We start from the raw sequence: 26461 nt of genomic DNA, 5'->3' as shown, positions 1-26461 counted from the left end.
GATAAGTCGTCAATCAGTGACCGGGCGCGGTTTGCCGCCAGGCCTGGGAACGGCGCAGTAAGCCGCGCGAAGCCCACGCCAGCAGCAAGGACACGCCTGCCGAGGTGAAGAGAATCAGGGTCGACATCGCCGCCGCGCCGCCGACGTTGCCGGCGTCATCCATGTTCAGCACCGCCACCGCCGCGAGGATGGTGTCGGGGCTGTAGAGGAAGATCGCCGCCGACACCGTGGTCATCGCCGAGACGAACAGGTAGCGCACGATGTCCAGTAGCGCCGGCAGGCAGATCGGCACGGTGACGCGCAGGTAATGGCGGTACAGCGGCGCCTTGAGCGACAGCGCGGCGGCTTCGAACTCGGCGTCGAGCTGGCGCAGCGCGGTGGTCGCGGTCATTTGCGCGGTGGTCAAATAGTGCGCAATGGTGCAGACGATCAGCAGCGTCATCGTGCCGTACAGCACGTGCAGCGGATTGCCGCTGAGGTTGAAGAAGAAGACGTAACCCAGGCCAAGCACCAGCCCCGGCACTGCCATCGGCACGAAACTGAGCATGCGCAGGGTCAGGTTGAGGCCGCGTTGGCTGCGGGTTTTCTCCATCAGATAAGCGCCAGTGAAGATCAGCACGCTGCCGATCAGTGCCGTGCCCAGCGCCATCTTCAAGCTGTTGCTGTACGCCAGCCAGCCACCGCCGGCGGTCTCGTTGAACTGATAGTGATTGAGCGACAGCGACAGGTTGTACGGCCAGAACTTCACCAGCGAGGAAAACACCGCCATGCCGAACACCAGCAGCAGCGCCGCACTGATCAACAAAACAATCGCCAGATAGCAGCCATCACGCAATTTCGACGGCGCCGGTTTGAACACCTGGGCGCGGCCGCTCATGGAATCGCCGTGACGGCGGCGCAGCCAGGCATCGACGCCGAAGCTGAACAGCGCCGGCAGCAACAGCACCATGCCGATCAGCGCCCCGCGACCGAATTGTTGCTGGCCGACCACGGCTTTGTAGGCTTCCAGCGCCAGCACTTGATAGTCGCCACCGACCACCACCGGCACGCCGAAATCGGTGATGGTCAAGGTGAACACCAGACAGAACGCAGCGAATACCGCTTGCCGGGTCGCCGGCCAGGTGATGCTGCGAAAGGCTTTCGCCGGACTGGCGCCCATGCTCGACGCCGCATCGAACAGCCGCGCATCGGCCAGCGACAGCGCCGACAGCAAAATCATCAGCGCATGCGGAAAGGTGTAGATCACCTCACCCAGCACGATGCCCCAGAACCCGTAGATGTTGTCCGAGAGCAGCCCGCGCAACATGCCCTGATTGCCGAACAGATAGACCAGTGCGATACCCGGCAGCATCGACGGCGCCATCAATGGCAGCAGGGAAATCCCGCGCCAGATGCCCTTGGCCGGAATCAGTGTGCGTTGCAGGGCGTAGGCAAACAGGTAGGCCAGCGGTACGACGATGGCCGCGACGCTGAGGGAAACTTTCAGGCTGTTGCCGAGCAGCCAGTGGAAATTCTCGCTGGTCACCAGCTCCTTGGCGGCGAGCCAGCCACCGCCCTGCCCGGCCTCGCTGCTGAAGCCGCGCCAGAAGATCGCCAGCAATGGCAGCAGCACGGCGACACCGAGCAGTAACAGCAGCAGGAGTTTGCCGCCGAGGACGAAGATCCGGTCACCGACCTCGGCCCCGGACACTCGCCGCGCCTGCTTGTGCGGTAGCGGCAGTGCGATGTTCGCGCTCATCAGGCAAACACCTGCAGGCTGCGCGGCGGCAAGGCGACCATGATCTGCTGGGCACCGAGGCGCGGCATGGCTTCCGGCGCCAGTTCAGCGAGCAGCGCGTGGCCCGGCAATTGGTCGAGTTCGAAGCTCATGCGGCAGCGATTGCCGAGAAAGGTGATCTCACGGACTTTCGCCGGGAACAGGTTTTCTTCGTGCACCAACGGATTGACGCTGATGGCTTCCGGACGGCAGAACAGTCGGCCCGAAGCGCCGCTGACGCTGCCATCGGCCAGACGCACATCCATCCCGCCAACCCGGGCGTGACTGGCGCTGCTGCGCTGGAACGGCAGCCAGTTGCCCTGCCCGACGAACTCGGCCACGAACGGCGTGGCCGGGCGATTGTAGATTTCCTGCGGGGTGGCGTACTGCTCGACCCGGCCGTTGTGCATCACGGCGATGCGGTCGGCCATCAGCATGGCTTCGTCCTGATTGTGCGTGACCATCAGGGTGGTGATGCCGAGGTTGCGCTGCAGTTGGCGCAGTTCGGTGCACAGATGCTCGCGCACTCGGGCATCAAGGGCCGACATCGGTTCATCGAGCAACAGCAGCGACGGCGCCGGGGCCAGGGCACGAGCCAGTGCGACCCTTTGTTGCTGACCGCCGGACAATTGGCCCGGGTACTTTTTCTCACTGCCGGTAAGGCCGACAAGTTCCAGCATCTGCCCGACGCGACGACGCACTTCGTCACGACCACTGCCGGCGAGGCCGTAGGCAATGTTCGCTTCGACGGTCAGATTGGGGAACAGCGCGTAGGACTGGAACAGGATGCCGTAGTCCCGGGCTTGCGGCGCGAGGTGCGAAACATCGCGATCTCCGAGGTACAACTCGCCGCTGTCCTGCTTCTCAAGCCCGGCGATGCAGCGCAGCAGCGTGGTCTTGCCACAGCCTGACGGGCCGAGCAGGCACACCAGCTCACCGGCCGCGACATCGAGGGAGACGTTATCCAGCGCGGTGAACGCGCCGAAGCGCTTCTGCACGCCGCGCACTTTCATCGGCGCACCGGGGTTGGTCAGGGCAGTTGCGATTGCAGGATTCATGGACAGACCTCATCAAGCTGATGGGGCCAATCCTAGAGTTGTAATGCGTCCGTCATGTGGCAGTGAGGCAAAAACGGCTGATAGTGGTATTCGGGGATTTTGGTTCAGGTTTCAAGTCATGTGTTGCCTGGTCTGACGCCTTCGCGAGCAAGCCCGCTCCCACATTGGATTTGTGTTGTGAACACTATCCCCTGTGGGAGCGGGCTTGCTCGCGAAGAGGCCGGCATGGGCACTGAAGAAATCAGGCCGGGGACATTTCCTGGGCCAATCCCAGAAACGCCGCCGGCAACCGCGCACCCTTGCGCTCCTTGAGGCAATACAGATACTCGGGAATCTGCGGCGCATTCTCGATGGTCAGCACCCGCAACTGCGGATCGTGCGGGACTTCCTGGCGAGCAATGATGCTGATGCCGATATTGCGCAGCACCGCCTCACGGATCGACTCGCGGCTGCCGATCTCCAGCAGCGGGCCAAAACTGACTCCGGCGCTTTCCAGCAACTCCTCGGTCAGGCGCCGGGTGGTCGAACCGGACTCGCGCATCAGCAAGGTATGCCCGGCCAGCGCGCTCAACGCCACATGCTCCTGCGCCGCCAGCGGATGGTTGCGATGCACCGCCAGCACCAGCGGATCGCTACCCAATACCCGGCGAATCAAGCGCGCATCCTCAAGCAACTGCGACGACGCCGCGACATCCACGCGGTAATCCTCCAGCGCTTCGAGCACCTGCTGCGAGTTGCCGATTTCCACCGACACTTCCACCTGCGGCAGGCGCTCGCGGAAGGTTTTCACCAGATCGAGGATGTAATACGGCGCGGTGGCAGCGATGCGCAGCGTGCCCTGCACCTGACCGCTGTTGCGCAGGAAGAACTCGATGTCGGCCTCCTGCTGCAACAGCGCCTTGACCATTGGCAACAGCCGCGCGCCTTCGTCGCTGACACTCAGGCGCCGACCGCCACGGTAGAACAGCTCCACCGAGTACTGACTTTCCAGATTACGGATCTGCGTGGTCACGGTGGGTTGGCTGAGGCCGAGCTTTTTCGCCGCCAGCGTAATGCTGCCCAGGCGGGCGACCATATAAAACGCTTTCAGCTCGGCACTCAGCACAACCATCCCTCATCGTTTATTTGCGCAGCAGGCGCAAACCGTTGAACACCACCAGCAGGCTCACGCCCATGTCGGCAAACACCGCCATCCACATAGTGGCGAGTCCGGCGAAGGTTACCCCAAGAAAGATAGCCTTGATCACCAGTGCCAACGCGATGTTCTGTTTCAAGATGCTCGCGGTGTCGCGCGACAGGCTGATGAACGCCGGGATCTTGCGCAGATCGTCGTCCATCAGGGCGACATCGGCGGTTTCAATCGCGGTGTCGGTGCCGGCGGCCGCCATGGCGAAACCGATTTCGGCCCGCGCCAGCGCCGGAGCGTCGTTGATACCGTCGCCGACCATGCCGACCCGATGCCCCTGTGCATAAAGCTCTTCGATAGCTTGCAGCTTGTCGGTCGGGAGCAAGTCGCCTTTGGCCTGGTCGATGCCGACCTGCGCCGCAATGGCTTGCGCGGTGTGCACGTTGTCACCGGTGAGCATCAGGGTTTTCACGCCCAGCGCGTGCAACTGGCGGATCGCTTCGCGGCTGGATTCCTTGACCGTGTCGGCCACGGCGAACAGCGCCAGCGGGCCGGAACTGTCGAGCAGCAACACCACGGACTTGCCCTGCTTCTCCAGCGCAAACAGCTTCTCTTCCAGTTGCGGCGAGCACAGGCCCAGCTCTTCAACCAGACGGTGGTTGCCCAAGTGATAGGTCTGGCCGTTGACCTGGCCCTTCACACCACGCCCGGCCAGCGCTTCGAAGTTATCCACACTCAGCACGGCGAGGTTTTTATCCACAGCGGCGTTGGCGATGGCCAGCGACACCGGGTGATCGGACCGCCCGGCCAGCGCGGCGGCAATCGCCGGGGCTGTGGCGTCAGTGGTCGGGTCCAGCGACAGGTAATCGGTCTGCACCGGTTTGCCGTGGGTGATCGTGCCGGTCTTGTCCAGCGCCAGATAATCGAGCTTGAAACCGCCCTCCAGATACACGCCGCCCTTGACCAAAATGCCTTTGCGCGCCGCTGCCGCGAGGCCGCTGACGATGGTCACCGGGGTGGAAATCACCAGTGCGCAGGGGCACGCCACCACCAGCAGCACCAGCGCACGGTAGATCCAGTCGAACCACACTGCGCCCATGAACAGCGGCGGAATGATCGCCACGGCCAGCGCCAGCACGAACACCACCGGGGTGTAGATTGTCGAGAACTGATCGACAAAGCGCTGAGTCGGCGCCCGTGCGCCTTGAGCCTGCTCGACGGCGTGGATGATCCGCGCCAGGGTCGAGTTGTTCGCCGCCGCAGTCACCGTGTACTCCAGCGAGCCTGCCTGGTTGATGGTGCCGGCGAAGACTTTATCGCCGATGGTTTTCTCCACCGGCAGGCTTTCGCCGGTGATCGGTGCCTGATCGATGGTCGAGCTGCCGCTGACGACTTCGCCGTCCAGCGCGATACGCTCGCCGGGTTTTACCCGCACGCGGGCGCCGAGTTCGACGCTTTTGACCTCTTGTTCGACCCAGTTGCCGTCGGCTTGCTGCACCGTGGCCTGTTCCGGGGTCATCTGCATCAGACCGCTGATGGCGTTGCGCGCACGATCCAGCGAACGCGCTTCGATCAGCTCGGCCACGGTGAACAGGAACATCACCATCGCCGCTTCCGGCCACTGCCCGATCAGCACCGCACCGGTCACCGCGATGCTCATCAGCGCGTTGATGTTGAGGTTGCGGTTCTTCAGGGCGATCCAGCCCTTTTTATAGGTGGTCAGGCCGCCGCTGAGGATCGACACCAGCGCAATGATCGCCACCACCCAGGTCGGCGCGGCGTTGGTGAAGTGGATCACTTCAGCCGCCAGCGCACCAACGCCGGACAGCGCCAGGGGCCACCAGTGTTTTTTCACCGGCGCCGGGGCCGGGGTTTCGACGCCCGCCTCCAGCGGTTCGGCGTGCATGCCCAGCGAGGTAATCGCCTCGGTAATCGGCGCGGTGTCCGGCAGATTGTGGGTCACGCCGAGCACGCGGTTGATCAGGTTGAATTCCAGCTGCTGCACGCCGGCCAGTTTGCCGAGCTTGTTCTGGATCAGCGTCTGCTCGGTCGGACAGTCCATCGCCTCGATGCGGAAACTGCTCAGTCGGGCGTCAGCGCTGGTCTTTTCGCTCAGTTGCACCCGCGCAGGCGCGGCGGTTTTCGACGCGCAGCAGGAATCGCCACCGTGGTCATGCTTATGCACAGGCTGCAATTTGTGGCTGTGGTCGTGTCCCGCGTGGGATTTGTGGTTGTGCTGGGAATCGCTCATTGGTCGCGTCCATAAAGGTGCCTGTTGCCAAGTAAAGACCCTGTAGCCACTATAGGGTCAAGCACCCTTTTGGAGATTGCCGTCATGAAGATCGGAGAACTGGCGAAACTCACCGACTGCGCCGTGGAAACCATCCGCTATTACGAGCGCGAAAACTTGCTGCCGGAACCGGCGCGCAGCGACGGTAACTACCGCGTCTACACCCAGGCCCACGCCGAACGCCTGACTTTCATCCGCAACTGCCGCACCCTCGACATGACCCTCGAAGAGATCCGCAGCCTGCTGACCTTGCGCGACAGCCCGCAGGACCAGTGCGAAAACGTCAATGCGCTGATCGACGAGCATATCCAGCATGTAAAGGCGCGAATTGATGGGTTGCTGGCGTTGCAGACACAACTGCTCGACCTGCGCCAACGCTGTGGCGAAGGGCCGGGGGCGGATCAGTGCGGGATCTTGCAGCGGCTGGAGGTGAGTGGCGGGGTTGTGGCGACGGAAGTCGAACACTCCCATGTGGGCCGCAGCCACGGCCACTGAGACTTACACAGAACCCAATGTGGGAGCGGGCTTGCTCGCGAAGACGGAGTGTCAGTCGACATCATCGTTAACTGATACACCGCATTCGCGAGCAAGCCCGCTCCCACCAGGTATTGCGTGAAGTTTTTAGACCGCCATTGGCGCGGTCATTGGCGCATGGTGCTCATAGCCTTCCAGCGAGAAATCGCTCGGTTCCACCAGCTCCAGCCACTCCGGCTGATACACACCGGTCTTGGCAAACTCCGGCACACGATCCGAAATCTTCAGCTTCGGCATGGCGAACGGCTCGCGCTTGAGCTGTTCGTTGAGCATGTCCAGGTGGTTCTCGTAGACGTGCGCATCACCGATGAAATAGGTGAACCAGCGCGGCGTGTAGCCGGTCAGGCGCCCGATCAGGCTCAGCAGCGCGGCGCCTTCGGTGAGGTTGAACGGCGTGCCCAGACCCAGGTCGTTGGAGCGGATGTACAGGGTCAGGGAGATCTCTTTGGTCTCGACGTTCGGGTGGAACTGGTACAGCAGATGGCACGGCGGCAGGGCCATCTCATCGAGCTGGGCGACGTTCCAGCCGTGGAACAGGATGCGGCGGCTGCCCGGATCCTTGATGATCGTGTCGACGCACTGGCGCACCTGATCGATGGCTTTGTACAGCACCACGTAGGCCTGGCCGTCTTCTTCGCCCTGGGCGATCTGCTTGTAGCCGTTGCTCAGGGTTTGTTCGATGGCGGCGGTGTTGCTCAGCGGGATCTGCTTGTACGCCGGCCATTTGCGCCATTGCACGCCGTAGATTTCGCCGAGGTCGTCTTCGCCCTGACGGAACGGGTTGGCCAGCCACTGCGCATTTTCGTTGGCGTTCTGGTCCCAGACCTTGCAGCCCAGCGCACGGAATTCAGCGGCATTGTTCACGCCACGCAGAAAACCGCACATCTCGCCGATGGCCGATTTGAAGGCCATCTTGCGGGTGGTGATCGCCGGAAAGCCTTCCTGCAGATCGAAACGCAGCATCGCACCCGGGAAGCTGATGGTGTTGATGCCGGTGCGGTTGGCCTGTTTGGTGCCGTTCTGAATGACGTGCGAGACCAGTTCGAGATATTGCTTCATGAGTTACCTGTGTCCTTTGAGCCCCGGCGTCGCGCGCCGGGGTTCGTAGTTTAAGCGGTCGGCGCGAGCGGTGCTGCCGGCGCGCGACGATAGGCCAGCCAGATCAGGAACAGTCCGGCGACAATCATCGGCACGCACAGCACTTGCCCCATGGTCAGCCAGTTCCAGGCCAGGTAGCCCAGTTGCGCGTCCGGTACGCGGACGAACTCGACGATGAAACGGAAGATGCCGTAGAACAGCGCGAACATGCCGGACACGGCCATGGTCGGGCGCGGCTTACGCGAGAACAGCCACAGGATCAGGAACAGCGCGACGCCTTCGAGCGCGAACTGATACAGCTGCGACGGGTGACGCGGCAGCTGCGCCGGATCGCTGAACGGCGGGAAGATCATCGCCCACGGCACGTCGGACGGCTTGCCCCACAGCTCGGCATTGATGAAGTTGCCGATGCGCCCGGCGCCCAGACCGATCGGCACCATCGGCGCAACGAAGTCCATCAGCTGGAAGAAGGTCTTGCCGTTACGCTTGCCGAACCACAGCGCGGCGAGCATCACGCCGATGAATCCGCCGTGGAACGACATGCCGCCCTTCCACACTTCGAAAATCAGCGTCGGGTTGGCGATGTACGCGCTCAGGTCATAGAACAGCACGTAACCCAGGCGCCCACCGACAATCACCCCCATCGACAGCCAGAACACCAGATCGGAAAGCTTCTCCTTGGTCCAGGTCGGGTCGAAACGGTTGAGCCGGCTCGACGCCAGCAGCCATGCGCCGCCGATGCCGACGAGGTACATCAGGCCGTACCAGTGGATTTTCAGCGGACCGATGGCCAGGGCCACCGGGTCGATCTGCGGGTAAGGCAGCATTGCGACTCCTCGTTAGAGTTGAAACCAAAATTCCCGGGCGACGCTGCCACCTCAGGATTAAGCCAGGATTGCGGCCTGCTCTGAACCAGCAGGTCAGAGCAGGAAATTCAGGCCCACGCAGAACAGCAAAGCGGCGAACAGCCGTTTCAGCAAGCGCGGCGACAATCTGTGGGCCAGGCGCGCGCCGAGACGGGCGAAGACCATGCTGGTCAGGGCAATGCCCAGCAGCGCCGGCAAATAAACAAAACCGAGACTATGCGGCGGCAACAACGAATCGTGCCAGCCCAGAATCATGAAACTTAATGCACTGACCAGGGCGATCGGCAGGCCACAGGCTGACGAGGTCGCCACGGCTTGCTGCATCGGCACGCTGCGCCAGGTCAGAAACGGCACGGTCAGCGAACCGCCGCCGACGCCAAAAATCGCCGACGCCCAACCGATCACGCTCCCGGCCACGGTCAGACCGAGTTTGCCGGGGACGGTTCGACTGGCCTTGGGTTTGATGTCCAGCGCCAACTGCAGCGAGATCACCAAGGCAAACACGCCGATGATCTTTTGCAGGTTCGGCCCGGAAATCGCCTCGGCCGTCAGCGCACCGAAACCGGCGCCGAGCAGTATGCCAACCGCCATCCACTTGAAAATCGGCCAGCGCACGGCGCCACGCCGGTGGTGTTCGCGCACGGCATTGACCGAGGTGAAGATGATCGTCGCCAGCGACGTGCCAACCGCCAGATGTGTAAGGATCGACTGATCGAAACCCTGCAAGGTAAAACTGAACACCAGCACCGGGACAATAATGATCCCGCCGCCCACCCCGAACAGCCCGGCCAGCACGCCCGCACAGGCGCCCAGCGCCAGATAGAGCAGAAATTCCACGGCCGTCTCCCAGACGCATCCCCAAAACCGGAGCGGCATGGTAACGGATGCACACCCTCTGGCGGAACTGGCGATGGATGCACGGACGCTGACTGCGTAGAGTGAGCAAAAAACACACAAGGACCACCTTATGTGCCTGATTGTTTTCGCCTGGCGCCCGGGCCATGCCCAGCCGCTGATCGTCGCGGCCAACCGTGACGAGTTCTACGCCCGCTCGAGCCTGCCGCTGGCGCCATGGGCCGACGCGCCGCACGTGCACGCGGGGCGCGATCTTGAGGCTGGCGGCACGTGGCTGGGAATCGGCGCCAATGGGCGCTTTGCCGCGCTGACCAATATCCGCGATCCGCACCAGCCACCGGCGCGCAAGTCGCGGGGGGAGCTGGTGGCGCGGTTTCTCACGGGCGATGCGTCGATTGATGATTATTTGCGCGATGTGGTCGCTCGCGCGCCGGAATACGCCGGGTTCAACCTGCTGCTGGGCAATGCCCATGAGCTGTGGCACTTCAATGCGCGGACGTCCGAGCCGGTGATGCTCGAGCCGGGGATCTACGGGCTATCGAATGCCGGGCTGGATACGCCGTGGCCGAAACTGCTCAAGGCCAAGGCTGCACTGAGTGCGGTGCTGGATGATCCACAGCCTGCGCGGTTACTGGAGCTGCTGGGCGATGCGCAGACTGCGCCGTTTGCCGAGCTGCCGGATACCGGGGTCGGGCTGGCCACCGAATCGTTGCTGTCGAGTGTGTTCATTGCCAGCCAGAGTTATGGCACACGGGCGAGTACGGCGTTGATAGTGCAGGCGGACGGCACGCGGCGAATGGTCGAGCGCAGTTTCGGGCCGTATGGCGGGCATTTGGGCGAGGTGGAGATTGCTGTTTAGCAGCGTTTGAACTGACGCCTTCGCGAGCAAGCCCGCTCCCACATTCGACCACATTCCAAAGGTAGCACTCGGTCAAATGTGGGAGCGGGCTTGCTCGCGAAGAGGCCCACAAGGTTTTAGAGAGCCTTGTTGACCGCCGGCGGATTCATCTTCGACAGCCCGAGATTCTTCAGCGCCAGTTGCAGCGAGCTGTGGATCACTTGCGGGTTGTCGATGGTCATCAGCTCGGCCAACAGATCCTTGGCCTTGCTCAGGTTGATCTGACGCAGCATCCACTTCACTTTCGGCAGGTTGGTGGCGTTCATCGACAGGCTGTCGAAGCCCATCGCCATCAACAGCACCGCCGCCGCCGGATCACCGGCCATTTCGCCGCAGATGCTCACCGGTTTGCCTTCGGCATGCGCGTCGCGCACCACGGTTTGCAGGGCTTGCAGCACCGCCGGGTGCAGGTAGTCGTAGAGATCGGCCACCCGCGGGTTGTTGCGGTCGACCGCCAGCAGGTACTGAGTCAGGTCGTTGGAGCCGACTGACAGGAAGTCCACCTGCCGCGCGAGTTCCTTGGTCTGGTACACCGCGGCCGGAATTTCGATCATCACCCCGATCGGCGGCATCGGCACGTCGGTGCCTTCGTCGCGCACTTCGCCCCAGGCCCGGTGGATCAGGTGCAGGGCTTCTTCGAGTTCGTGGGTGCCGGAGATCATCGGCAGCAGGATCCGCAGATTGTTCAGGCCTTCGCTGGCCTTGAGCATCGCGCGGGTCTGCACCAGGAAGATTTCCGGGTGGTCGAGGGTGACGCGAATCCCGCGCCAGCCGAGGAACGGGTTGTCTTCCTTGATCGGGAAGTACGACAGCGACTTGTCACCGCCGATGTCCAGGCTGCGCATGGTCACCGGTTGCGGGTGGAACGCGGCGAGCTGTTCGCGGTAGATCGCCAGCTGTTCCTTTTCGCTCGGGAAGCGCTGATTGATCATGAACGGCACTTCGGTGCGGTACAGGCCGACACCTTCGGCGCCACGCTTTTGTGCCCGCGCCACATCGGCCAGCAGGCCGGTGTTGACCCACAGCGGCATGCGGTGGCCATCGAGGGTCACGCACGGCAGATCACGCAGGGTGTCGAGGCCCAGCGCCAGTTGTTTCTCTTCTTCGACCACCTCGGCGAACTGCTTGCGCAGGACGTCGCTGGGGTTGGTGTAGACCTCACCGCGGGTGCCATCGACGATCACTTCAATGCCGTCGACCTTGGCGTAAGGCAGGTCGACCAGGCCCATCACCGTCGGAATGCCCATGGCCCGGGCCAGGATCGCGACGTGGGAGTTACCCGAACCGAGGACCGACACCAGACCGACCAGCGTGCCTTCCGGCACCTCGCCGAGCATGGCCGGCGTCAGCTCTTCGCTGACCAGAATGGTTTTTTCCGGGTAGACCAGATTCTGCTGACGCTCTTCCTGCAGATACGCCAGCAGGCGCCGACCGAGGTCTTTGACGTCCGACGCGCGCTCGCGCAGGTAGGCGTCGTCCATCAGTTCGAAACGGTTGACGTGATCGGTGACCACCTGACGCAGTGCGCCCTGGGCCCATTGGCCGGTCTTGATCACGGTGGTGACTTCGCTGCCCAGCGAGGCATCGTCGAGCATCATCAGGTAAACGTCGAACAGCGCGCGCTCTTCCGGGCGCAACTGGGTCGCGAGCTTGGCGGACAACGCGCGCATGTCGGCGCGCACGCCTTCGATGGCGGTCTTGAACAGCGCCAGCTCAGCGTCGATGTCGGTGATGTGCTTGTCCGGCACCACGTCCAGATCCGCCGGCGGCAGCATGACCACCGCGGTACCGACGGCAGCACCCGGCGAACCCGGTACGCCGACGAACTTGGCTTCCTGAATGCCCTTGCCCTGACGGCCCAGACCGCGGATCGAGCCGGTGGCCTCGGCGTGGGCGATAACGCCGGCGAGCTGCGCGCTCATGGTCACGAGGAAGGCTTCTTCACCTTCGTCGAACTGGCGACGTTCTTTCTGCTGGATGACCAACACGCCGACGACGCGGCGGTGGTGAATGATCGGCGCCCCGAGGAACGAGGCGTAGCGCTCCTCGCCGGTCTCGGCGAAGTAGCGGTAGCGCGGGTGATCCGCGGCGTTTTCGAGGTTCAGGGGTTCTTCACGCGTGCCGACCAGACCCACCAGACCTTCGTTGGGTGCCATGCTGACTTTGCCGATCGAGCGCTTGTTCAAGCCCTCGGTGGCCATCAGGACGAAGCGGTTGGTCTCGGGATCAAGCAGGTAGACCGAGCAGACCTGGCTGCCCATGGCCTCTTTGACGCGCAACACAATAATCCCCAACGCCGCCTTGAGATCCTTGGCGGAGTTAACTTCCTGGACGATCTTGCGCAGCGTATTGAGCATGGCTCGGGGTCGAACTCCGTCGTCAGTCGCGCGCTAAAAGGCGCGGGGCAAGCTCTTTGAGGGCGCGTCGATACACCTCGCGCTTGAATGTCACCACCTGGCCCAACGGATACCAATAACTGACCCAGCGCCAGCCATCGAACTCCGGTTTACCGGTCAAATCCATCCGCACCCGCTGCTCGTTGGAGATCAGGCGCAGGAGAAACCATTTCTGTTTCTGGCCGATGCACAGCGGTTGGCTGTGGGTACGCACCAGACGTTGCGGCAAACGATAGCGCAACCAGCCACGAGTACAGGCCAGTATTTCAACATCTTCACGTTCCAGGCCAACTTCTTCGTTCAGCTCGCGGTACAAGGCGTCCTCCGGCGTCTCCTCGGGGTTGATTCCCCCTTGTGGAAACTGCCAGGCATCTTGATTGATACGGCGAGCCCATAGCACCTGGCCGGCGTCATTCGTCAGAATGATCCCGACATTGGGGCGGAAACCATCGGGGTCGATCACGGCAACAACCTCGCAAACGCATGTCGCCGCATTGTTCCACAAAGCTTGATAAGGCGGCAACGAAGGTTCCTACCTTATGTGCACTCTTGTGAAAAGACCGTATTCTTGTCGCCTTTTTACTGACTTTTCAGCGGGTAACTGCAATGCGCCTGGCTCTATTCGATTTGGACAACACCCTTCTGGGCGGCGACAGCGATCACGCCTGGGGCGACTATCTGTGCGAACGCGGCTTCCTCGACCCGGTGGCGTACAAGACGCGCAACGACGAGTTCTATCAGGATTACCTGGCCGGCAAGCTGGATAACGCCGCGTACCTGAACTTCTGCCTGGAAATCCTCGGCCGCACCGAAATGGCCGTGCTCGAACAGTGGCACAACGACTACATGCGCGACTGCATCGAGCCGATCGTGCTGCCCAAGGCGCTGGAACTGCTGAAACAGCACCGCGACGCCGGTGACAAATTGGTGATCATCACTGCCACCAACCGCTTCGTCACCGCCCCGATTGCCGTGCGCCTGGGCGTTGAAACCCTGATTGCCACCGAGTGCGAGATGGTCGATGGCCGCTACACCGGGCGCAGCACCGATATTCCGTGCTTCCGTGAGGGCAAGGTGACGCGCCTGAATCGTTGGCTGGATGAGACTGGGTATTCGTTGGATGACAGCTATTTCTATAGCGATTCGATGAATGACCTGCCGCTGCTGGAGCAGGTGGCGAACCCGGTGGCCGTTGATCCGGATCCGAATCTGCGCGCTGAAGCCGAGAAGCGTGGCTGGCCGGTGATTTCGTTGCGCGACTGATTACGCCTTCGCGAGCAAGCCCGCTCCCACAGGGGACCGTGTTCACAGCACAAATCCAATGTGGGAGGGGGCTTGCTCCCGAATGGGGCCAACGCGGTGTGAAGCCTTAAACAGGTTTGGCCCCCATCAACCCGGCAATGGCGATAAAGCAGACGAAACTGAACAACGCCAAGGCAAAGGTGAACTTGCCAACGCCACCCGGCGCCTTGCGCAACCGATTCAACCGCACCAGCAACCAGAACCACGCCAGTGCCGCCACGGTGTACAGCACGCTGGAGGCCAGCAACCAGGTTTGTCCCAGCGGCCAGCCAACCAGATGCACCATGCCCCAGCCAGTGAACGGCATGCTCAACAGCGCCAGGCCCATCAACAACCAGATGAACACCCGTGGCCGTTGCAAGGTGCGGCTGCCCGCCGTGGCATCACCTTTGCGCCGCGCGAGAAAAACCCAGATTCCCAGACCCAGCGCACTGGCCAGCAACACCACGGTGGCGACCATGTGCGCGGTTTTCAGGGCAGTTAACGTTTCCATTGTTCGATTTCCTTATGGCCTGCCCATCAGCGTAGCCGCTCAGCCAAGAAACAGCTGATAGGCCGGGTTTTCACTTTCATCCCAATACGGGTAGCCGATTTCTTCCAGTGCCGCCGGCACCAGATGACGCTCGTCATGCGGGACTTGCAGGCCCGCGACCACCCGGCCGTCCGCCGCGCCGTGGTTACGGTAGTGGAACATCGAGATGTTCCAGCGTCCGCCCAGTTTGTTGAGGAAGTTGAACAATGCACCCGGGCGCTCCGGGAATTCGAAGCGAAACACCACTTCGTCGATGACGTGCGCCGCGTGGCCGCCGACCATGTGGCGAATGTGCAACTTGGCCAGTTCGTTGTCGGTCAGGTCGAGCACCGGGAAGCCCTGCCCGGTCAGGCTCGCCAGCAGTGCACTGCGCGGGTCGTTTTCCGGGTGAGTCTGCACGCCAACGAAGATGTGCGCTTCGCTGCCGGTGTTGTAGCGGTAGTTGAATTCGGTGATCTGGCGCTTGCCGATGGCTTCGCAGAACGCCTTGAAGCTGCCGGCCTGCTCCGGGATGGTCACGGCGATGATCGCTTCGCGGCCCTCGCCCAGCTCGGCGCGTTCGGCAACATGGCGAAGGCGATCGAAGTTGACGTTGGCCCCGGAGTCGATGGCGACGAAGGTCTGGCCGCTGACGCCGCGCAACTCGACGTACTTCTTGATCCCGGCCACACCCAAGGCACCGGCAGGTTCGGTGATCGAGCGGGTATCGTCGTAGATATCCTTGATCGCCGCGCAGATCTCGTCGGTACTGACGGTGATCACTTCGTCCACGTAATCCTTGCAGATGTCGAAGGTGTGCTGGCCGATCTGCGCCACGGCCACGCCGTCGGCAAAGATGCCCACGGTCGGCAGCACCACGCGCTCGCCGGCGGCCATGGCCGCTTGCAGGCAGTTGGAGTCGTCCGGCTCGACGCCGATGACCTTGATGTCCGGACGCAGGTATTTCACGTACGCCGCGATGCCAGCGATCAGCCCGCCGCCGCCGACCGGCACGAAAATCGCGTCCAGCGGTTGCGGGTGCTGGCGCAGAATTTCCATCGCCACGGTGCCCTGCCCGGCAATGGTGTGCGGATCGTCGTACGGGTGGATGTAGACGTAGCCCTTTTCATCGACCAGTTTCAGCGAGTAGGCCAGGGCTTCCGGGAAGGAATCGCCGTGCAGCACCACTTTGCCGCCGCGCGAACGCACGCCTTCGACCTTGATCTCGGGAGTGGTCTTGGGCATCACGATGGTCGCTTTCACGCCCAGCACTTTCGCTGCCAGCGCCAGACCCTGCGCATGGTTGCCCGCCGATGCGGTGACCACGCCACGGGCGCGCTCTTCGTCAGACAGCTGGGTCAACTTGTTGTACGCGCCGCGAATCTTGAACGAGAACACCGGCTGCAAGTCTTCGCGCTTGAGCCAGATGTCATTGCCCAGCCGCTCGGAGAGCTGGCGAGCGTTCTGCAGCGGGGTTTCTACGGCAACGTCATAAACGCGCGAGGTGAGGATCTTTTTGACGTACTGTTCGAGCATCGGAAAGCATCACTGAGCGGTTGGGCAGGGCCAAGGAGTCTAACCCGGCTTTTGCCCGGGCGACCACACTGAACAGGGGGTTTTAGGGTGTGGAGAACTATTGTGGCGAGGGAGCTTGCTCCCGCTCGGCTGCGCAGCAGTCGTAAATCAGAACATTCGATTTGTCTGAAAGAATGCAAAGGACCGCTTCGCGCTCCAGCGGGAGCAAGCTCCCTCGCCACAGGGGTGTTTCCCCCTTCACCACCGCGAGGCCTATAATGCCGGCCTTTCCGCACTCACCTTGCCCGCTTCCGGAGCCCGCATGACCCAGGATCAACTCAAACAGGCAGTGGCTCAGGCCGCCGTCGACTTCATCCTTCCGAAACTCGACGACAAGAGCATCGTCGGGGTCGGCACCGGCTCCACCGCCAACTGCTTCATCGACGCGCTGGCCCAGCACAAGGGCGCGTTCGATGGCGCGGTCGCCAGCTCCGAAGCCACTGCGGCGCGCCTCAAGGGCCACGGAATTCCGGTGTATGAGCTGAACACCGTCAGCGACCTGGAGTTCTACGTTGACGGCGCCGACGAGAGCGACGCGCACCTGAACCTGATCAAGGGCGGCGGCGCCGCCCTGACCCGCGAGAAGATCGTCGCGGCCGTGGCCAAGACCTTCATCTGCATCGCCGACGCCAGCAAACTGGTGCCAGTGCTGGGCGAATTCCCGCTGCCGGTCGAAGTGATCCCGATGGCCCGCAGCCACGTGGCCCGTCAACTGGTGAAACTGGGCGGCGACCCGGTGTACCGCGAAGGCGTGCTGACCGACAACGGCAACATCATCCTCGACGTGTTCAACCTGCAGATCACCAACCCGGTGGAGCTGGAAGCGCAGATCAACGCGATCGTCGGCGTGGTCACCAACGGTCTGTTCGCGGCGCGGCCGGCGGATCTGCTGTTGCTGGGCACCAGCGAAGGTGTGAAAACCCTGAAGGCTGAGTAAGCCCGACTGCCCCATTCTTGAGGGTAATTGCATCACCCCCTGTGGGAGCGGGCTTGCTCGCGAATGCGGTGTGTCAGATACATTAATTCGTCTGATACACCGCATTCGCGAGCAAGCCCGCTCCCACATTTGGTTTTTTGGGGTGTCAGTCAGTTTTGCTCAGGTTTCTTGAAGACGTAAAACAAGTTCGGTTCACTCACCAGATACAACGTCCCATCGTCATCCATCGCAATGCCCTCGGCCTGCGGTACGCTCTTCTGTAAACCCTGCCGTCCCTTGTTCAGAGACAGTGTGCTCAACGGCCGCCCGTCCACATCCAGCTCCAGAATCAGCCCCGACTCGTCGGACAGCGCCAGTAAATGGCCGCTGCGCTCGTCGTATTGCAGACTCGACAGATCGCGCACGAACATCCCGGCATCGCGCTTGGGGTTGTTGATCACGTGCACCGCGTAGGACTTTTCCGGATTGAAGTGCGGAAATCCGTGCACTTCATAAATCAGCATCGGATCGCGCTCCTTGGCGACGAACAGACGCTTGCCCACCGAGTCATACGCCAGGCCTTCGAAGCCCTTGTTGCCACTCATGTGCACGCCGAGGGTCATTTGTTCGGCGTCCGCCGCATCGAGGAAGGTCGTGCCCTGCTCCAAATGGACCTTGATCAGCCGTTGCTGACGCTCGTCAGTGATCACGTAGGTGTCGGCGCTGATGAACTCCACCGCTTCCGCATCGCCAAAGCCGATCAACGCGATACGCCGCAGGATCTTGCCTTCAAGCGACAACTCGACCAGTTCGGCATTCTTGTTGGTCACGGTGAACAGGCTCTTGCGCACCGGATCGTAGGTCAGCGCCGACACATCGTCGTTCAGCCCTTCGATGACCCGAGCTTCGACCTCGACCCGGTATTGACCCAGACCAATGGCCTCGCTGCTCAACGGCTGCCACAAGGCCTGCAGATTGAACCAGGCGCGCTCGAACAGGCGCAGGTATTGGCCGACCGCGATCAACGCGATCAGGGCAACAACCGACAGGATGACAAACAGGGGCTTGGGGCGGGCAAGTCGACGCATTCGGGCAGGCTCGGGATCAAAACAGGCGGATGAAATATCACGCCAGTCTGAACTGAAGCTTAATGGCCACTTGCCCTTGCCCACAACAGAACCGTGTAGGAGCTGCCGAAGGCTGCGATCTTTTGATCTTGAAAAACAAAATCAAAAGATCGCAGCCTGCGGCAGTTCCTACAGGGAGAGGTTCAGGCTGCTACTTCTGCTTTTCGAATCGATAGAACAGGTTCGGCTCACTGACCATGTACAGCGTACCGGCGTCGTCCATGGTCACGCCTTCGGCACGGGGAATGGTGTTCTTCAATCCGTTGAAGCCGCCGAGCAGGGTCATGAAGCTGACTTGCTCGCCCTTCTCGTCCAGCTCCAGCAACAGGTGCGAATCGGCGGACAGCACCAGGGTGTGGCCGGTACGCGGGTCGATGGCCAGTGCCGAGAGGTTGCGGATGTCCAGTTCATCATTGGCCAGCTTCTGCTTGTCACCCTTGAGGATCTGGCTGCCGTCGCTTTTCCAGGTGAACAGCGCCGGCGGCCGTTCTTCGCCCAGCAGCAACTGCTGGTTGCGCGGATCCCAGGTAATTGCCTCGAACGCCTTGTTCTGGTTTTTCGACGGACCGAGATCGTATTTCGGGAAGTCGGCGATATTCAGCTCGCGGGTATTGGCATCGACCTTGACGATAGTCAGCAGGTGCTCGCGCTCGTCGACAATCGCCATCAGGCCGTTTTCCATCACGGTCACGCCTTCCGGATTGATCCAGCCCACCAGTGGCATCTTGCGCAGCACATCACCCTGCAAGCTCAGTTCGACCAGGAACGGGTTCTTGCCCATCACTGAAAACAGGGTTTTGGTCTGCGGGTTGTAGGACAGGTCCGAGGCCTCGTCCTTTTCCATGCCCGGCAGCAGCTTGCCATCGATGACCGCCCGATAATCCGGCAACCAGATGCTTGCCTTCTGCTCGGCCTGGCTCTCAAAACGTTCGCGCAGCCACAGCAGGCCACGGTCGTCCCAATGCATGATATGCGCCAGGCCATAAGCGACGGCGAGCACGAGCAATAGCCAGACATACCAGCGCAGGGCAAAACGTGAGCGACGGGAAGTTTTGAGCTGAGTTTGAGCTGACATCAGGGACGCGTTCCGAAAATTCAGGCTATGGGTAATAGCACAAAGAGGCCGGCTCAGACGCCAGAATGAGAGGAATTATCCGGACAGGATGTGAAAAAAACGGCAAATGGCGGGATTGTCGTGCGGCTTTGCGAGCCGCGACACAGAGCCAATGCAGGATCGGCACTTGTGGCGAGGGAGCTTGCTCCCTCGCCACAGTTGCTGTGTATCGAATGCGTTCGGTCAGCGCACGCTGCTGCTGAAGCGGCTCGCGCCAACCAGTTCCAGGACGATGTCGTCGCCGACATTCAGCGGGCCGACGCCCACTGGCGTGCCGGTGAGGATCACGTCGCCGGCCTGCAGCGAGAAGCAGCCGGCCATGTGCTGGATCATCGGCACGATCGGGTTGAGCATCGCGCTGCTGTTGCCGTCCTGGCGTACTTCACCGTTGATGGTCAGGCGGATGCCGATGTCGGTCAGATCAGCGAAGGTGCTGCCGACCACGAACGGGGCAATCACCGCCGCGCCGTCGAACGACTTGGCGATTTCCCATGGCAGGCCCTTGGACTTGAGCTCGGCCTGCTTGTCACGCAGGGTCAGGTCCAGCGCCGGGGCGAACCCGGAGATCGCGTCGAGCACTTCTTCACGGCTCGGCTTGGTCGACAGCGGCTTGCCGATCAACACGGCGATTTCCGCTTCGTAGTGCACCGAGCCGCGCTCGGTCGGAATGCTGAAGCCGCCTTCCAGCGGCACCACGCAACTGCCCGGCTTGATGAACAGCAGCGGCTCGGTAGGCACCGGGTTGTCCAGCTCCTTGGCGTGTTCGGCGTAATTACGGCCAATGCACACGACTTTCCCGATCGGGAAGTGAATGCGCGTGCCGTCGACATACTGGTGCTGATAGCTCATTTACCGACTCCTGCCTTCATTGATTCAGGGGATTGCCAATCAAACCGCGAAAATCTTGCCCGGGTTCATGATGCCGTTCGGATCGAACACCGCTTTGACCGCTTTCATGTACTCGATTTCGACCGGAGAGCGGCTGTACGTCAAGTAGTCGCGCTTGGTCATGCCCACGCCGTGTTCGGCGGAGATCGAACCGTTGTACTTCTCGACGGTTTCGAACACCCACTTGTTGACGGTGGCGCACTTGGCGAAGAACTCGTCCTTGCTCAGGTTATCCGGCTTGAGAATGTTCAGGTGCAGGTTGCCGTCGCCGATATGGCCGAACCAGACGATTTCGAAGTCCGGGTAGTATTCGCCGACGATCGCGTCGATTTCCTGCAGAAATGCCGGCACTTTCGACACGGTGACCGAGATGTCGTTCTTGTACGGTGTCCAGTGCGAGATCGTCTCGGAGATGTACTCGCGCAGCTTCCACAGATTCTGCAACTGGGTTTCGCTCTGGCTCATCACACCGTCCAGCACCCAGCCTTGCTCGACGCAGTGTTCGAAGGTTTCCAGCGCCGTGTTGGCCACTGCTTCGCTGGTCGCTTCGAATTCCAGCAGCGCGTAGAACGGGCAGTCGGTTTCGAACGGCGCCGGTACGTCGCCACGCCCCAGCACTTTGGCCAATGCCTTGTCGGAGAAGAATTCGAACGCGGTCAGATCAAGCTTGCCCTGGAAGGCGTGGAGCACCGGCATGATCGAGTCGAAGTCGGCGGTGCCGAGGACCATGGCGGTCAGGTTTTTCGGCGCGCGATCCAGACGCATGGTCGCCTCGACCACGAAACCGAGGGTGCCTTCAGCGCCGATGAACAACTGGCGCAGGTCGTAACCGGTAGCGTTCTTGATCAGGTCCTTGTTCAGCTCCAGCACATCGCCCTTGCCGGTGACCACTTTCAGGCCGGCGACCCAGTTACGGGTCATGCCGTAACGAATCACCTTGATCCCGCCGGCATTGGTGCCGATATTGCCGCCAATCTGGCTGGAACCGGCCGAAGCGAAGTCCACCGGGTAGTACAGGCCATTTTCTTCGGCGACGTTCTGCAGGTGCTCGGTGACCACGCCCGGCTGACACACGGCGGTGCGATCGGTGAGGTTCACGTCGAGAATCTGATTCATGTAGTCGAACGACACCACCACTTCGCCATTCGCGGCCACGGCGGCAGCGGACAGCCCGGTGCGCCCGCCGGATGGCACCAGCGCCACTTTATGGATGTTGGCCCAGCGGACGATGGCCTGCACCTGCTCGATGGTCTTGGGGAACACGATGGCGCTCGGCGCGGGGGCGAAGTGCTTGGTCCAATCCATGCCGTACGCGTTCAGGGAGTCGGCGTCGGTCAGGACCTTGCCGGGCTCGACCAGGGTCTTCAGTTCATCAATCAGGGCAGGATTGGTCATCGACAGAACTCTCGAACAATTCATGGTCATCCTGAAGACGCTTCACGTCGCAGGAATGAGTGTTTAGCGGGGTGGCTATGCTAGCATACCGACCCCGCAGGCCAGTGCCCAAGGCCAGTTCTGCGGTGACGGCTTTCTTGTCGTCCAGGTCAATGTCTGTTGACCATTTCCTGCCATTTTTCTCCGGGATACAGGTTTACGCAGATGAGCAAGACTTCTCTCGATAAGAGCAAGATCAAGTTCCTTCTTCTCGAAGGCGTCCACCAATCGGCTGTCGACGTCCTCAAGGCGGCGGGCTACACCAGCATCGAATACCTGACAGGCTCCTTGCCGGAAGCCGAGCTCAAGGAAAAGATCGCTGACGCTCACTTCATCGGCATTCGTTCGCGCACCCAACTGACCGAAGAGATCTTCGATCACGCGAAGAAGCTGGTCGCGGTCGGCTGTTTCTGCATCGGCACCAACCAGGTTGACCTGAGTGCTGCCCGCGAGCGCGGCATCGCCGTGTTCAACGCGCCGTACTCCAACACCCGCTCCGTCGCGGAACTGGTGCTGGCCGAAGCGATCCTGCTGCTGCGCGGCATCCCTGAGAAAAACGCTTCCTGCCACCGTGGTGGCTGGATCAAATCCGCAGCCAACTCCTTCGAGATCCGTGGCAAGAAACTCGGCATCGTCGGCTACGGCTCGATCGGTACGCAGCTGTCGGTTCTGGCTGAAGGTCTGGGCATGCAGGTGTTCTTCTACGACACCGTGACCAAGCTGCCGCTGGGCAACGCCACTCAGGTCGGCAACCTGCACGAACTGCTGGGCATGTCCGACATCGTCACCCTGCACGTTCCGGAAACCGCTGCGACCCAGTGGATGATCGGCGAGAAGGAAATCCGCGCCATCAAGAAGGGCGGCATCCTGATCAACGCCGCGCGCGGTACCGTGGTCGAGCTGGATGCCCTGGCGGACGCGATCAAGGACAAGCACCTGATCGGCGCGGCCATCGACGTATTCCCGGTGGAGCCTCGCTCCAACGACGAAGAGTTCGAAAGCCCGCTGCGTGGCCTGGACAACGTGATCCTGACCCCGCACATCGGTGGCTCGACTGCCGAAGCGCAGGCCAACATCGGTCTGGAAGTGGCGGAAAAACTGGTCAAGTACAGCGACAACGGTACATCCGTTTCGTCGGTGAACTTCCCGGAAGTGGCCCTGCCGGCTCACCCTGGCAAGCACCGTCTGCTGCACATCCACGAGAACATCCCGGGTGTGATGAGCGAGATCAACAAGGTCTTCGCCGAAAACGGTATCAACATCTCCGGTCAGTTCCTGCAGACCAACGAGAAAGTCGGTTACGTGGTAATCGACGTCGACGCCGAGTACTCGGAGCTGGCGCAAGAGAAGCTGCAACACGTCAACGGTACTATCCGTAGCCGCGTGTTGTTCTGATCGAACGCCGAGCAATGAAAAAGGGAGCCTTCGAGGCTCCCTTTTTCATGCCGCTGAAAACGTTACTTCACCGTCACGGTGATCTTTTCCGAAACGATTGGCGGGTTGAAAGCCATGTGGCCCTTGTCGCCCAGTTCCAGTTGCAAGGTGTGCTTGCCTGGGGTCAGCGTCAGTTCGGTTTCGGTCTGCGCCTTGCCGAAGTGGATGTGGTTGGCATCTGCCGGAATCACCGCGCCCGCCGGGATGATGTCCTTGGCATCGACCAGCAGGTGATGGTGGCCGGTGTTCGCGGTCGGATCGCCTGCCGGCGCCAGTGCGATGCCTTTGACCTCAAACTTGACCTTGAAAGTCTTGTCGACAACGGCGCCACTGCTCGGCTCGACGATACTGACTGAAGCACCCGCCGGCGCCGGTGTGGCGGCGCTGGCCATCATCGAAGCACCCAACAGAAGGCCAGCCAGCGCTGCACGTGACATGAATGTATTCATTCTCTTCTCCAGTTTTTTCGTAAAATCCGCGCGGTCATGACAACTTCATGACCATTCGTTGTCGAAGGCACTCGACAACCATAGCAAAGCGAGCCTGACTCAGAGCATCGCGATAATGATTTCAAAGGAGTGACCATGCGTTTTCTGCCTGGCCTGATCTGCCTGCTACCCCTTCTGAGCCCGCTGGCTCACGCCGAACTGATTGATGACGTCAACGACCGTGGCGAGTTGCGCATAGCCCTTGAGGCTAATACACCGCCCTTCAATTTCAAGGACGGCGACACACTCAAGGGATTCGAGGTCGAGCTTGGGCAACTGCTGGCCAAGGAGCTGGATGTACGCGCCGACTTCATCGTCACCGACGACGCCGACCTGCTTCAGGGCGTTGAGAGCGGCAAGTACGACGTTGCGCTCAATCACATAGCACTGACACCTGAACTCAAGGATCGTTTCGACTTCAGCGAGTCTTACGGCAAGGTCGACTCGCAGCTATGGGCGAAGAAGGATGAGCAGCCACGGCCGATGGTGCTGGTACAGACGCTGACCGAGGAAAAGCCGAAGGCGACCCCGGTGGAGCTGGCGATTCCGTTTCAGAAGGGCAACCCGGCGTTTCAGGCGAGCCTTGCGGGTGCGTTGCAGCGGATCAAGGCGGATGGGCGGTTGGCGGCGTTGTCCGAGAAGTGGTTCAGCGAGCCCAAATGAACACACAAACCCTGTAGGAGTGAGCCTGCTCGCGATAGCGGTCTGTCAGTCATTCATTGATGTGCTGATAGACCGCTATCGCGAGCAGGCTCACTCCTACAGGGGGTCTACGGTGGGCTTTCAGTCGGGTTGGGTCAGGGCGATTGCGGCCTCAGGCAGTTCGAGCTCACTGAACACCTGAACCCCGTGGCGTTTGAGCAGCGCCGCCGTAACGCCTTCTCCCGAGACCTTCACCCCACTGAACGTCCCGTCATAGGTCAGCAAATTTCCGCAGGAAGGACTGTTGGCCTTGAGCACCGCGACGCGGATGTCATGCTTTTGCACCAGCTCCAGCGCTTGCCGCGCACCATCGAGAAACTGCGCGCTGACGTCCTCGCCCTCGCTGGTGATCACCGCCGCCTGGCCATCGAGCACTTCCGCGCCCTGCCCACCCGGGATCTCCGCCGCTGCCCGCGGGGTTGGCAAACCGCCAGCCACTTCCGGACACAGCGGTACCACGCGGCCCTCGGCGATCCACTGTTCGAGCAGATCGAACGGCCCGCTGGCCCCGCCGTCGTAACGCACGCGGTGGCCCAACAGGCAGCGGCTGACCAGAATCTTCTGCATATCAGAACGGCTCGTTGCCACGGCGGCGGAACCAGCCGGTCAGCGACAGGCGTTCGCGGTGCGCCGGCAGCACTTCATGCGGCACCTCACCGGAGAGGAACACCACCAGACAGCCGCCGGTGGGTTGCACGTCGTGGACGCGCTCATCGTCCAGGTACATGCGCAGCTGACCACCGTCTTCCGGCAACCACGCGTCATTGAGGTAGACCACCGCCGAAACCATGCGCCGGTCATCGTCGCGAAAACGGTCGACGTGCTTGCGGTAAAACGCGCCCGGCGGATACAGGGCGAAATGGCATTCGAAATCCTCAAGCCCGAGGAACAGCCCACGATTGAGCGCCTCGCGCAGACTGTCCATCAGGCTCAGATAACGGTCGCTGGCCTCGGCCTGGCCCGGGTCGATCCACTGGATGTGGTCGCCGCGAATGCCCTCGCGAATCTCCGAAAACGGCCCACGGCCTACCCCCGCCGGCGCCAGTTCACCCTCGGCCTCACGTTTGCGGCACTCGGCCGCCAGCTCACGGGTCAAACCCGCGGGCAGGAAAATGTTCTGCTGCGACCAGCCGTGTTCGGCCAGGTCGTCGACGATGCGTAACAGCAGCGGGTGTTCAGAGGATATTTGCATGGCGCGCATAGTATGCCGGCGGCAAGAAATCCGACAGAGCCACGCAGCGGCTTGCTACGAATTCTCGACAAGTCCCGGCACCGCACGGAGAATAGTCCGCTGCTGACAGGAGTCCCTATGCGCCGTTTGCTTTTTTCACTGTTGATGTTCTGTGTTTTGCCCGCCTGGGCGGACGGCCACGATCAGTTGTACAAGATCGCCGGCTGGCCAGATCAACGTGCGCATTTCAATGATGCCCTGAGTGCCGCGCAGCAGCGCTACCAGAACAACCTGCCGCCAGCGGTGTTTCAAGCCCTGGTCAACAACAGCAACCAGCGCTTCGCCCCCCAGGCCATGGATCAGCGTGCCGAAGCGCAACTGCGCCAGCACCTTGCCGATCCACAACCGGCACTGACCTTCTTTCAATCGCCACTGGGCAAAAAAATCGTCGCCGCTGAATTGCTCGCCACCCGTCGCGATCAACTGGCGAAGAACGCCAAGGGCTTGCCGAAAATGCAGGCCAGCGACAGCCGTCTGTTGATCATCGGCCATCTGGCCCAAGCCCTGCCCGCCCGCGAGGCCGGCGCAGAAGTCAGCCTGGCGATTGCCGGGGTGGCGGCGGACAGTTTGAGCTCGATGATCCCCGGCCTGCTCGGCGGCGGTCAGGCACAGGGCATGCTGAACGGTCAGCGCCAGCGCCTGATGGATCAGATCGGCGCCGATTTGAACAACACGCTGCTCTACGTTTATCGCGATCTGTCGGATGACGAACTGGAGCAGTTCGCGACCTTTGCCGAGTCCAGCGAGGGCAAGGCGTATTACCAGGCGGCGCTGGCGGCGATTCGGGCGGGGTTGGCGGTGGGGCAAAGCTCTTCGAACCTCAGCCAGTGATCTTCATCAACTGTCAGACCGTCATCGCGAG

General features: G+C 61.7%; 25 protein-coding genes. 7 read left to right on the top strand and 18 right to left on the bottom strand.

The window, feature by feature from the left end; translation table 11 throughout:
- Positions 1–13: 13 nt before the first annotated feature.
- From LCH64_RS17785 to LCH64_RS17770, 4 genes are all read right to left on the bottom strand, one after another.
- Positions 14–1738: a putative 2-aminoethylphosphonate ABC transporter permease subunit gene (locus LCH64_RS17785; protein ID WP_226500884.1), complete on the bottom strand. Its 1725-nt coding sequence runs from the start codon at positions 1736–1738 to the stop codon at positions 14–16.
- On the bottom strand, positions 1738–2814 hold the full coding sequence (locus LCH64_RS17780) for a putative 2-aminoethylphosphonate ABC transporter ATP-binding protein (RefSeq protein WP_201136312.1): 1077 nt from the start codon (positions 2812–2814) through the stop codon (positions 1738–1740). Before LCH64_RS17780 ends, LCH64_RS17785 begins: the two co-directional genes overlap by 1 nt.
- A gap of 241 nt (positions 2815–3055) precedes the next feature.
- Complete coding sequence (locus LCH64_RS17775; RefSeq protein ID WP_041072184.1) at positions 3056–3919, bottom strand: LysR family transcriptional regulator; 864 nt, start codon at positions 3917–3919, stop codon at positions 3056–3058.
- Positions 3920–3935: 16 nt separating this feature from the next.
- On the bottom strand, positions 3936–6191 hold the full coding sequence (locus tag LCH64_RS17770) for a heavy metal translocating P-type ATPase (RefSeq protein WP_226500883.1): 2256 nt from the start codon (positions 6189–6191) through the stop codon (positions 3936–3938).
- A gap of 84 nt (positions 6192–6275) precedes the next feature.
- Between LCH64_RS17770 and cadR the strand changes: the two genes are divergently transcribed.
- A complete protein-coding gene (cadR, locus tag LCH64_RS17765; protein ID WP_003229189.1) occupies positions 6276–6725 on the top strand; it encodes a Cd(II)/Pb(II)-responsive transcriptional regulator in 450 nt (149 codons plus the stop codon).
- A 126-nt stretch (positions 6726–6851) separates the two neighbouring features.
- Here the strand turns inward: cadR and LCH64_RS17760 are convergent, their stop codons facing one another.
- From LCH64_RS17760 to LCH64_RS17750, 3 genes are all read right to left on the bottom strand, one after another.
- The gene (locus tag LCH64_RS17760) at positions 6852–7823 is read right to left on the bottom strand and encodes a thymidylate synthase (RefSeq protein ID WP_047596629.1); all 972 of its coding nucleotides are present in this window, start codon (positions 7821–7823) and stop codon (positions 6852–6854) included.
- A 50-nt stretch (positions 7824–7873) separates the two neighbouring features.
- Positions 7874–8689, bottom strand: coding sequence for a prolipoprotein diacylglyceryl transferase (gene lgt, locus LCH64_RS17755; RefSeq protein WP_226500882.1), 816 nt, complete (start codon positions 8687–8689; stop codon positions 7874–7876).
- Positions 8690–8782: 93 nt separating this feature from the next.
- Complete coding sequence (locus tag LCH64_RS17750; RefSeq protein ID WP_003229195.1) at positions 8783–9565, bottom strand: sulfite exporter TauE/SafE family protein; 783 nt, start codon at positions 9563–9565, stop codon at positions 8783–8785.
- 130 nt (positions 9566–9695) lie between these two features.
- On the opposite strand from LCH64_RS17750, the gene LCH64_RS17745 reads away from it, so the two are divergent.
- On the top strand, positions 9696–10442 hold the full coding sequence (locus tag LCH64_RS17745) for an NRDE family protein (protein WP_003229197.1): 747 nt from the start codon (positions 9696–9698) through the stop codon (positions 10440–10442).
- Positions 10443–10558: 116 nt separating this feature from the next.
- Here LCH64_RS17745 and ptsP read toward each other — a convergent pair whose 3' ends face one another.
- On the bottom strand, positions 10559–12838 hold the full coding sequence (gene ptsP / locus LCH64_RS17740; protein ID WP_003229199.1) for a phosphoenolpyruvate--protein phosphotransferase: 2280 nt from the start codon (positions 12836–12838) through the stop codon (positions 10559–10561).
- A gap of 22 nt (positions 12839–12860) precedes the next feature.
- Positions 12861–13340, bottom strand: coding sequence for an RNA pyrophosphohydrolase (locus LCH64_RS17735; RefSeq protein WP_003229203.1), 480 nt, complete (start codon positions 13338–13340; stop codon positions 12861–12863).
- A gap of 143 nt (positions 13341–13483) precedes the next feature.
- Between LCH64_RS17735 and LCH64_RS17730 the strand changes: the two genes are divergently transcribed.
- On the top strand, positions 13484–14140 hold the full coding sequence (locus LCH64_RS17730) for an HAD family hydrolase (protein ID WP_003229206.1): 657 nt from the start codon (positions 13484–13486) through the stop codon (positions 14138–14140).
- A gap of 106 nt (positions 14141–14246) precedes the next feature.
- Here LCH64_RS17730 and LCH64_RS17725 read toward each other — a convergent pair whose 3' ends face one another.
- Together LCH64_RS17725 and ilvA are read right to left on the bottom strand one after the other, a co-directional pair.
- A complete protein-coding gene (locus LCH64_RS17725) occupies positions 14247–14672 on the bottom strand; it encodes a DUF2269 domain-containing protein (protein ID WP_226500881.1) in 426 nt (141 codons plus the stop codon).
- Positions 14673–14711: 39 nt separating this feature from the next.
- Positions 14712–16226: a threonine ammonia-lyase, biosynthetic gene (ilvA, locus tag LCH64_RS17720; protein WP_003229210.1), complete on the bottom strand. Its 1515-nt coding sequence runs from the start codon at positions 16224–16226 to the stop codon at positions 14712–14714.
- Positions 16227–16527: 301 nt separating this feature from the next.
- On the opposite strand from ilvA, the gene rpiA reads away from it, so the two are divergent.
- A complete protein-coding gene (gene rpiA, locus LCH64_RS17715) occupies positions 16528–17202 on the top strand; it encodes a ribose-5-phosphate isomerase RpiA (RefSeq protein ID WP_007913886.1) in 675 nt (224 codons plus the stop codon).
- Between the two features lie 149 nt (positions 17203–17351).
- Here rpiA and LCH64_RS17710 read toward each other — a convergent pair whose 3' ends face one another.
- The 4 genes from LCH64_RS17710 to LCH64_RS17695 all read right to left on the bottom strand — a co-directional run bounded on the left by LCH64_RS17710 (position 17352) and on the right by LCH64_RS17695 (position 21705).
- Positions 17352–18269 (bottom strand): SdiA-regulated domain-containing protein, encoded by a 918-nt coding sequence (locus tag LCH64_RS17710; protein ID WP_226500880.1) that lies wholly within the window; start codon positions 18267–18269, stop codon positions 17352–17354.
- A gap of 190 nt (positions 18270–18459) precedes the next feature.
- Entirely contained in the window at positions 18460–19383 is a 924-nt protein-coding gene (locus tag LCH64_RS17705; RefSeq protein WP_226500879.1) for an SdiA-regulated domain-containing protein, read from the bottom strand.
- Between the two features lie 222 nt (positions 19384–19605).
- Entirely contained in the window at positions 19606–20271 is a 666-nt protein-coding gene (locus LCH64_RS17700; RefSeq protein WP_003229216.1) for a fumarylacetoacetate hydrolase family protein, read from the bottom strand.
- Between the two features lie 39 nt (positions 20272–20310).
- Positions 20311–21705 (bottom strand): FAD-binding oxidoreductase, encoded by a 1395-nt coding sequence (locus LCH64_RS17695; protein ID WP_226500878.1) that lies wholly within the window; start codon positions 21703–21705, stop codon positions 20311–20313.
- Positions 21706–21909: 204 nt separating this feature from the next.
- Between LCH64_RS17695 and serA the strand changes: the two genes are divergently transcribed.
- Positions 21910–23139, top strand: coding sequence for a phosphoglycerate dehydrogenase (gene serA / locus LCH64_RS17690; RefSeq protein ID WP_003229219.1), 1230 nt, complete (start codon positions 21910–21912; stop codon positions 23137–23139).
- Positions 23140–23201: 62 nt separating this feature from the next.
- On the opposite strand, the gene LCH64_RS17685 is transcribed toward serA, so the two are convergent.
- Positions 23202–23627 (bottom strand): DUF4399 domain-containing protein, encoded by a 426-nt coding sequence (locus LCH64_RS17685; protein WP_226500877.1) that lies wholly within the window; start codon positions 23625–23627, stop codon positions 23202–23204.
- A 135-nt stretch (positions 23628–23762) separates the two neighbouring features.
- Between LCH64_RS17685 and LCH64_RS17680 the strand changes: the two genes are divergently transcribed.
- Positions 23763–24329, top strand: a complete 567-nt coding sequence (locus tag LCH64_RS17680) for a transporter substrate-binding domain-containing protein (protein WP_226500876.1) — start codon at positions 23763–23765, stop codon at positions 24327–24329.
- Between the two features lie 120 nt (positions 24330–24449).
- On the opposite strand, the gene LCH64_RS17675 is transcribed toward LCH64_RS17680, so the two are convergent.
- Positions 24450–24935 carry a DUF523 domain-containing protein gene (locus LCH64_RS17675; protein WP_226500875.1) on the bottom strand — a complete coding sequence of 162 codons (486 nt, stop codon included), beginning with the start codon at positions 24933–24935 and terminating at the stop codon, positions 24450–24452.
- A gap of 1 nt (position 24936) precedes the next feature.
- The gene (locus LCH64_RS17670; protein ID WP_226500874.1) at positions 24937–25569 is read right to left on the bottom strand and encodes a 2OG-Fe(II) oxygenase; all 633 of its coding nucleotides are present in this window, start codon (positions 25567–25569) and stop codon (positions 24937–24939) included.
- Between the two features lie 108 nt (positions 25570–25677).
- Between LCH64_RS17670 and LCH64_RS17665 the strand changes: the two genes are divergently transcribed.
- Complete coding sequence (locus LCH64_RS17665; RefSeq protein ID WP_201136304.1) at positions 25678–26430, top strand: DUF2059 domain-containing protein; 753 nt, start codon at positions 25678–25680, stop codon at positions 26428–26430.
- Positions 26431–26461 lie beyond the last annotated feature (31 nt).

Source organism: Pseudomonas sp. MWU16-30322 (assembly GCF_020515535.1).
GTDB classification, from domain to species: Bacteria; Pseudomonadota; Gammaproteobacteria; order Pseudomonadales; family Pseudomonadaceae; genus Aquipseudomonas; species Aquipseudomonas fluorescens_H.
Note: the sequence above shows the minus strand (reverse complement) of the source record. Positions and strands in the feature narration are given on the sequence as shown.

Bases quoted from the DNA above. Each gene is read 5' to 3' on its own strand.
- LCH64_RS17785 (WP_226500884.1), bottom strand. From the start codon at position 1,738: ATGAGCGCGAACATCGCACTGCCGCTACCGCACAAGCAGGCGCGGCGA.
- LCH64_RS17780 (WP_201136312.1), bottom strand. From the start codon at position 2,814: ATGAATCCTGCAATCGCAACTGCCCTGACCAACCCCGGTGCGCCGATG.
- LCH64_RS17770 (WP_226500883.1), bottom strand. From the start codon at position 6,191: ATGAGCGATTCCCAGCACAACCACAAATCCCACGCGGGACACGACCAC.
- cadR (WP_003229189.1), top strand. From the start codon at position 6,276: ATGAAGATCGGAGAACTGGCGAAACTCACCGACTGCGCCGTGGAAACC.
- LCH64_RS17760 (WP_047596629.1), bottom strand. From the start codon at position 7,823: ATGAAGCAATATCTCGAACTGGTCTCGCACGTCATTCAGAACGGCACC.
- lgt (WP_226500882.1), bottom strand. From the start codon at position 8,689: ATGCTGCCTTACCCGCAGATCGACCCGGTGGCCCTGGCCATCGGTCCG.
- LCH64_RS17745 (WP_003229197.1), top strand. From the start codon at position 9,696: ATGTGCCTGATTGTTTTCGCCTGGCGCCCGGGCCATGCCCAGCCGCTG.
- ptsP (WP_003229199.1), bottom strand. From the start codon at position 12,838: ATGCTCAATACGCTGCGCAAGATCGTCCAGGAAGTTAACTCCGCCAAG.
- LCH64_RS17730 (WP_003229206.1), top strand. From the start codon at position 13,484: ATGCGCCTGGCTCTATTCGATTTGGACAACACCCTTCTGGGCGGCGAC.
- LCH64_RS17725 (WP_226500881.1), bottom strand. From the start codon at position 14,672: ATGGAAACGTTAACTGCCCTGAAAACCGCGCACATGGTCGCCACCGTG.
- ilvA (WP_003229210.1), bottom strand. From the start codon at position 16,226: ATGCTCGAACAGTACGTCAAAAAGATCCTCACCTCGCGCGTTTATGAC.
- rpiA (WP_007913886.1), top strand. From the start codon at position 16,528: ATGACCCAGGATCAACTCAAACAGGCAGTGGCTCAGGCCGCCGTCGAC.
- LCH64_RS17710 (WP_226500880.1), bottom strand. From the start codon at position 18,269: ATGCGTCGACTTGCCCGCCCCAAGCCCCTGTTTGTCATCCTGTCGGTT.
- LCH64_RS17705 (WP_226500879.1), bottom strand. From the start codon at position 19,383: ATGTCAGCTCAAACTCAGCTCAAAACTTCCCGTCGCTCACGTTTTGCC.
- LCH64_RS17700 (WP_003229216.1), bottom strand. From the start codon at position 20,271: ATGAGCTATCAGCACCAGTATGTCGACGGCACGCGCATTCACTTCCCG.
- LCH64_RS17695 (WP_226500878.1), bottom strand. From the start codon at position 21,705: ATGACCAATCCTGCCCTGATTGATGAACTGAAGACCCTGGTCGAGCCC.
- serA (WP_003229219.1), top strand. From the start codon at position 21,910: ATGAGCAAGACTTCTCTCGATAAGAGCAAGATCAAGTTCCTTCTTCTC.
- LCH64_RS17685 (WP_226500877.1), bottom strand. From the start codon at position 23,627: ATGAATACATTCATGTCACGTGCAGCGCTGGCTGGCCTTCTGTTGGGT.
- LCH64_RS17680 (WP_226500876.1), top strand. From the start codon at position 23,763: ATGCGTTTTCTGCCTGGCCTGATCTGCCTGCTACCCCTTCTGAGCCCG.
- LCH64_RS17675 (WP_226500875.1), bottom strand. From the start codon at position 24,935: ATGCAGAAGATTCTGGTCAGCCGCTGCCTGTTGGGCCACCGCGTGCGT.
- LCH64_RS17670 (WP_226500874.1), bottom strand. From the start codon at position 25,569: ATGCGCGCCATGCAAATATCCTCTGAACACCCGCTGCTGTTACGCATC.
- LCH64_RS17665 (WP_201136304.1), top strand. From the start codon at position 25,678: ATGCGCCGTTTGCTTTTTTCACTGTTGATGTTCTGTGTTTTGCCCGCC.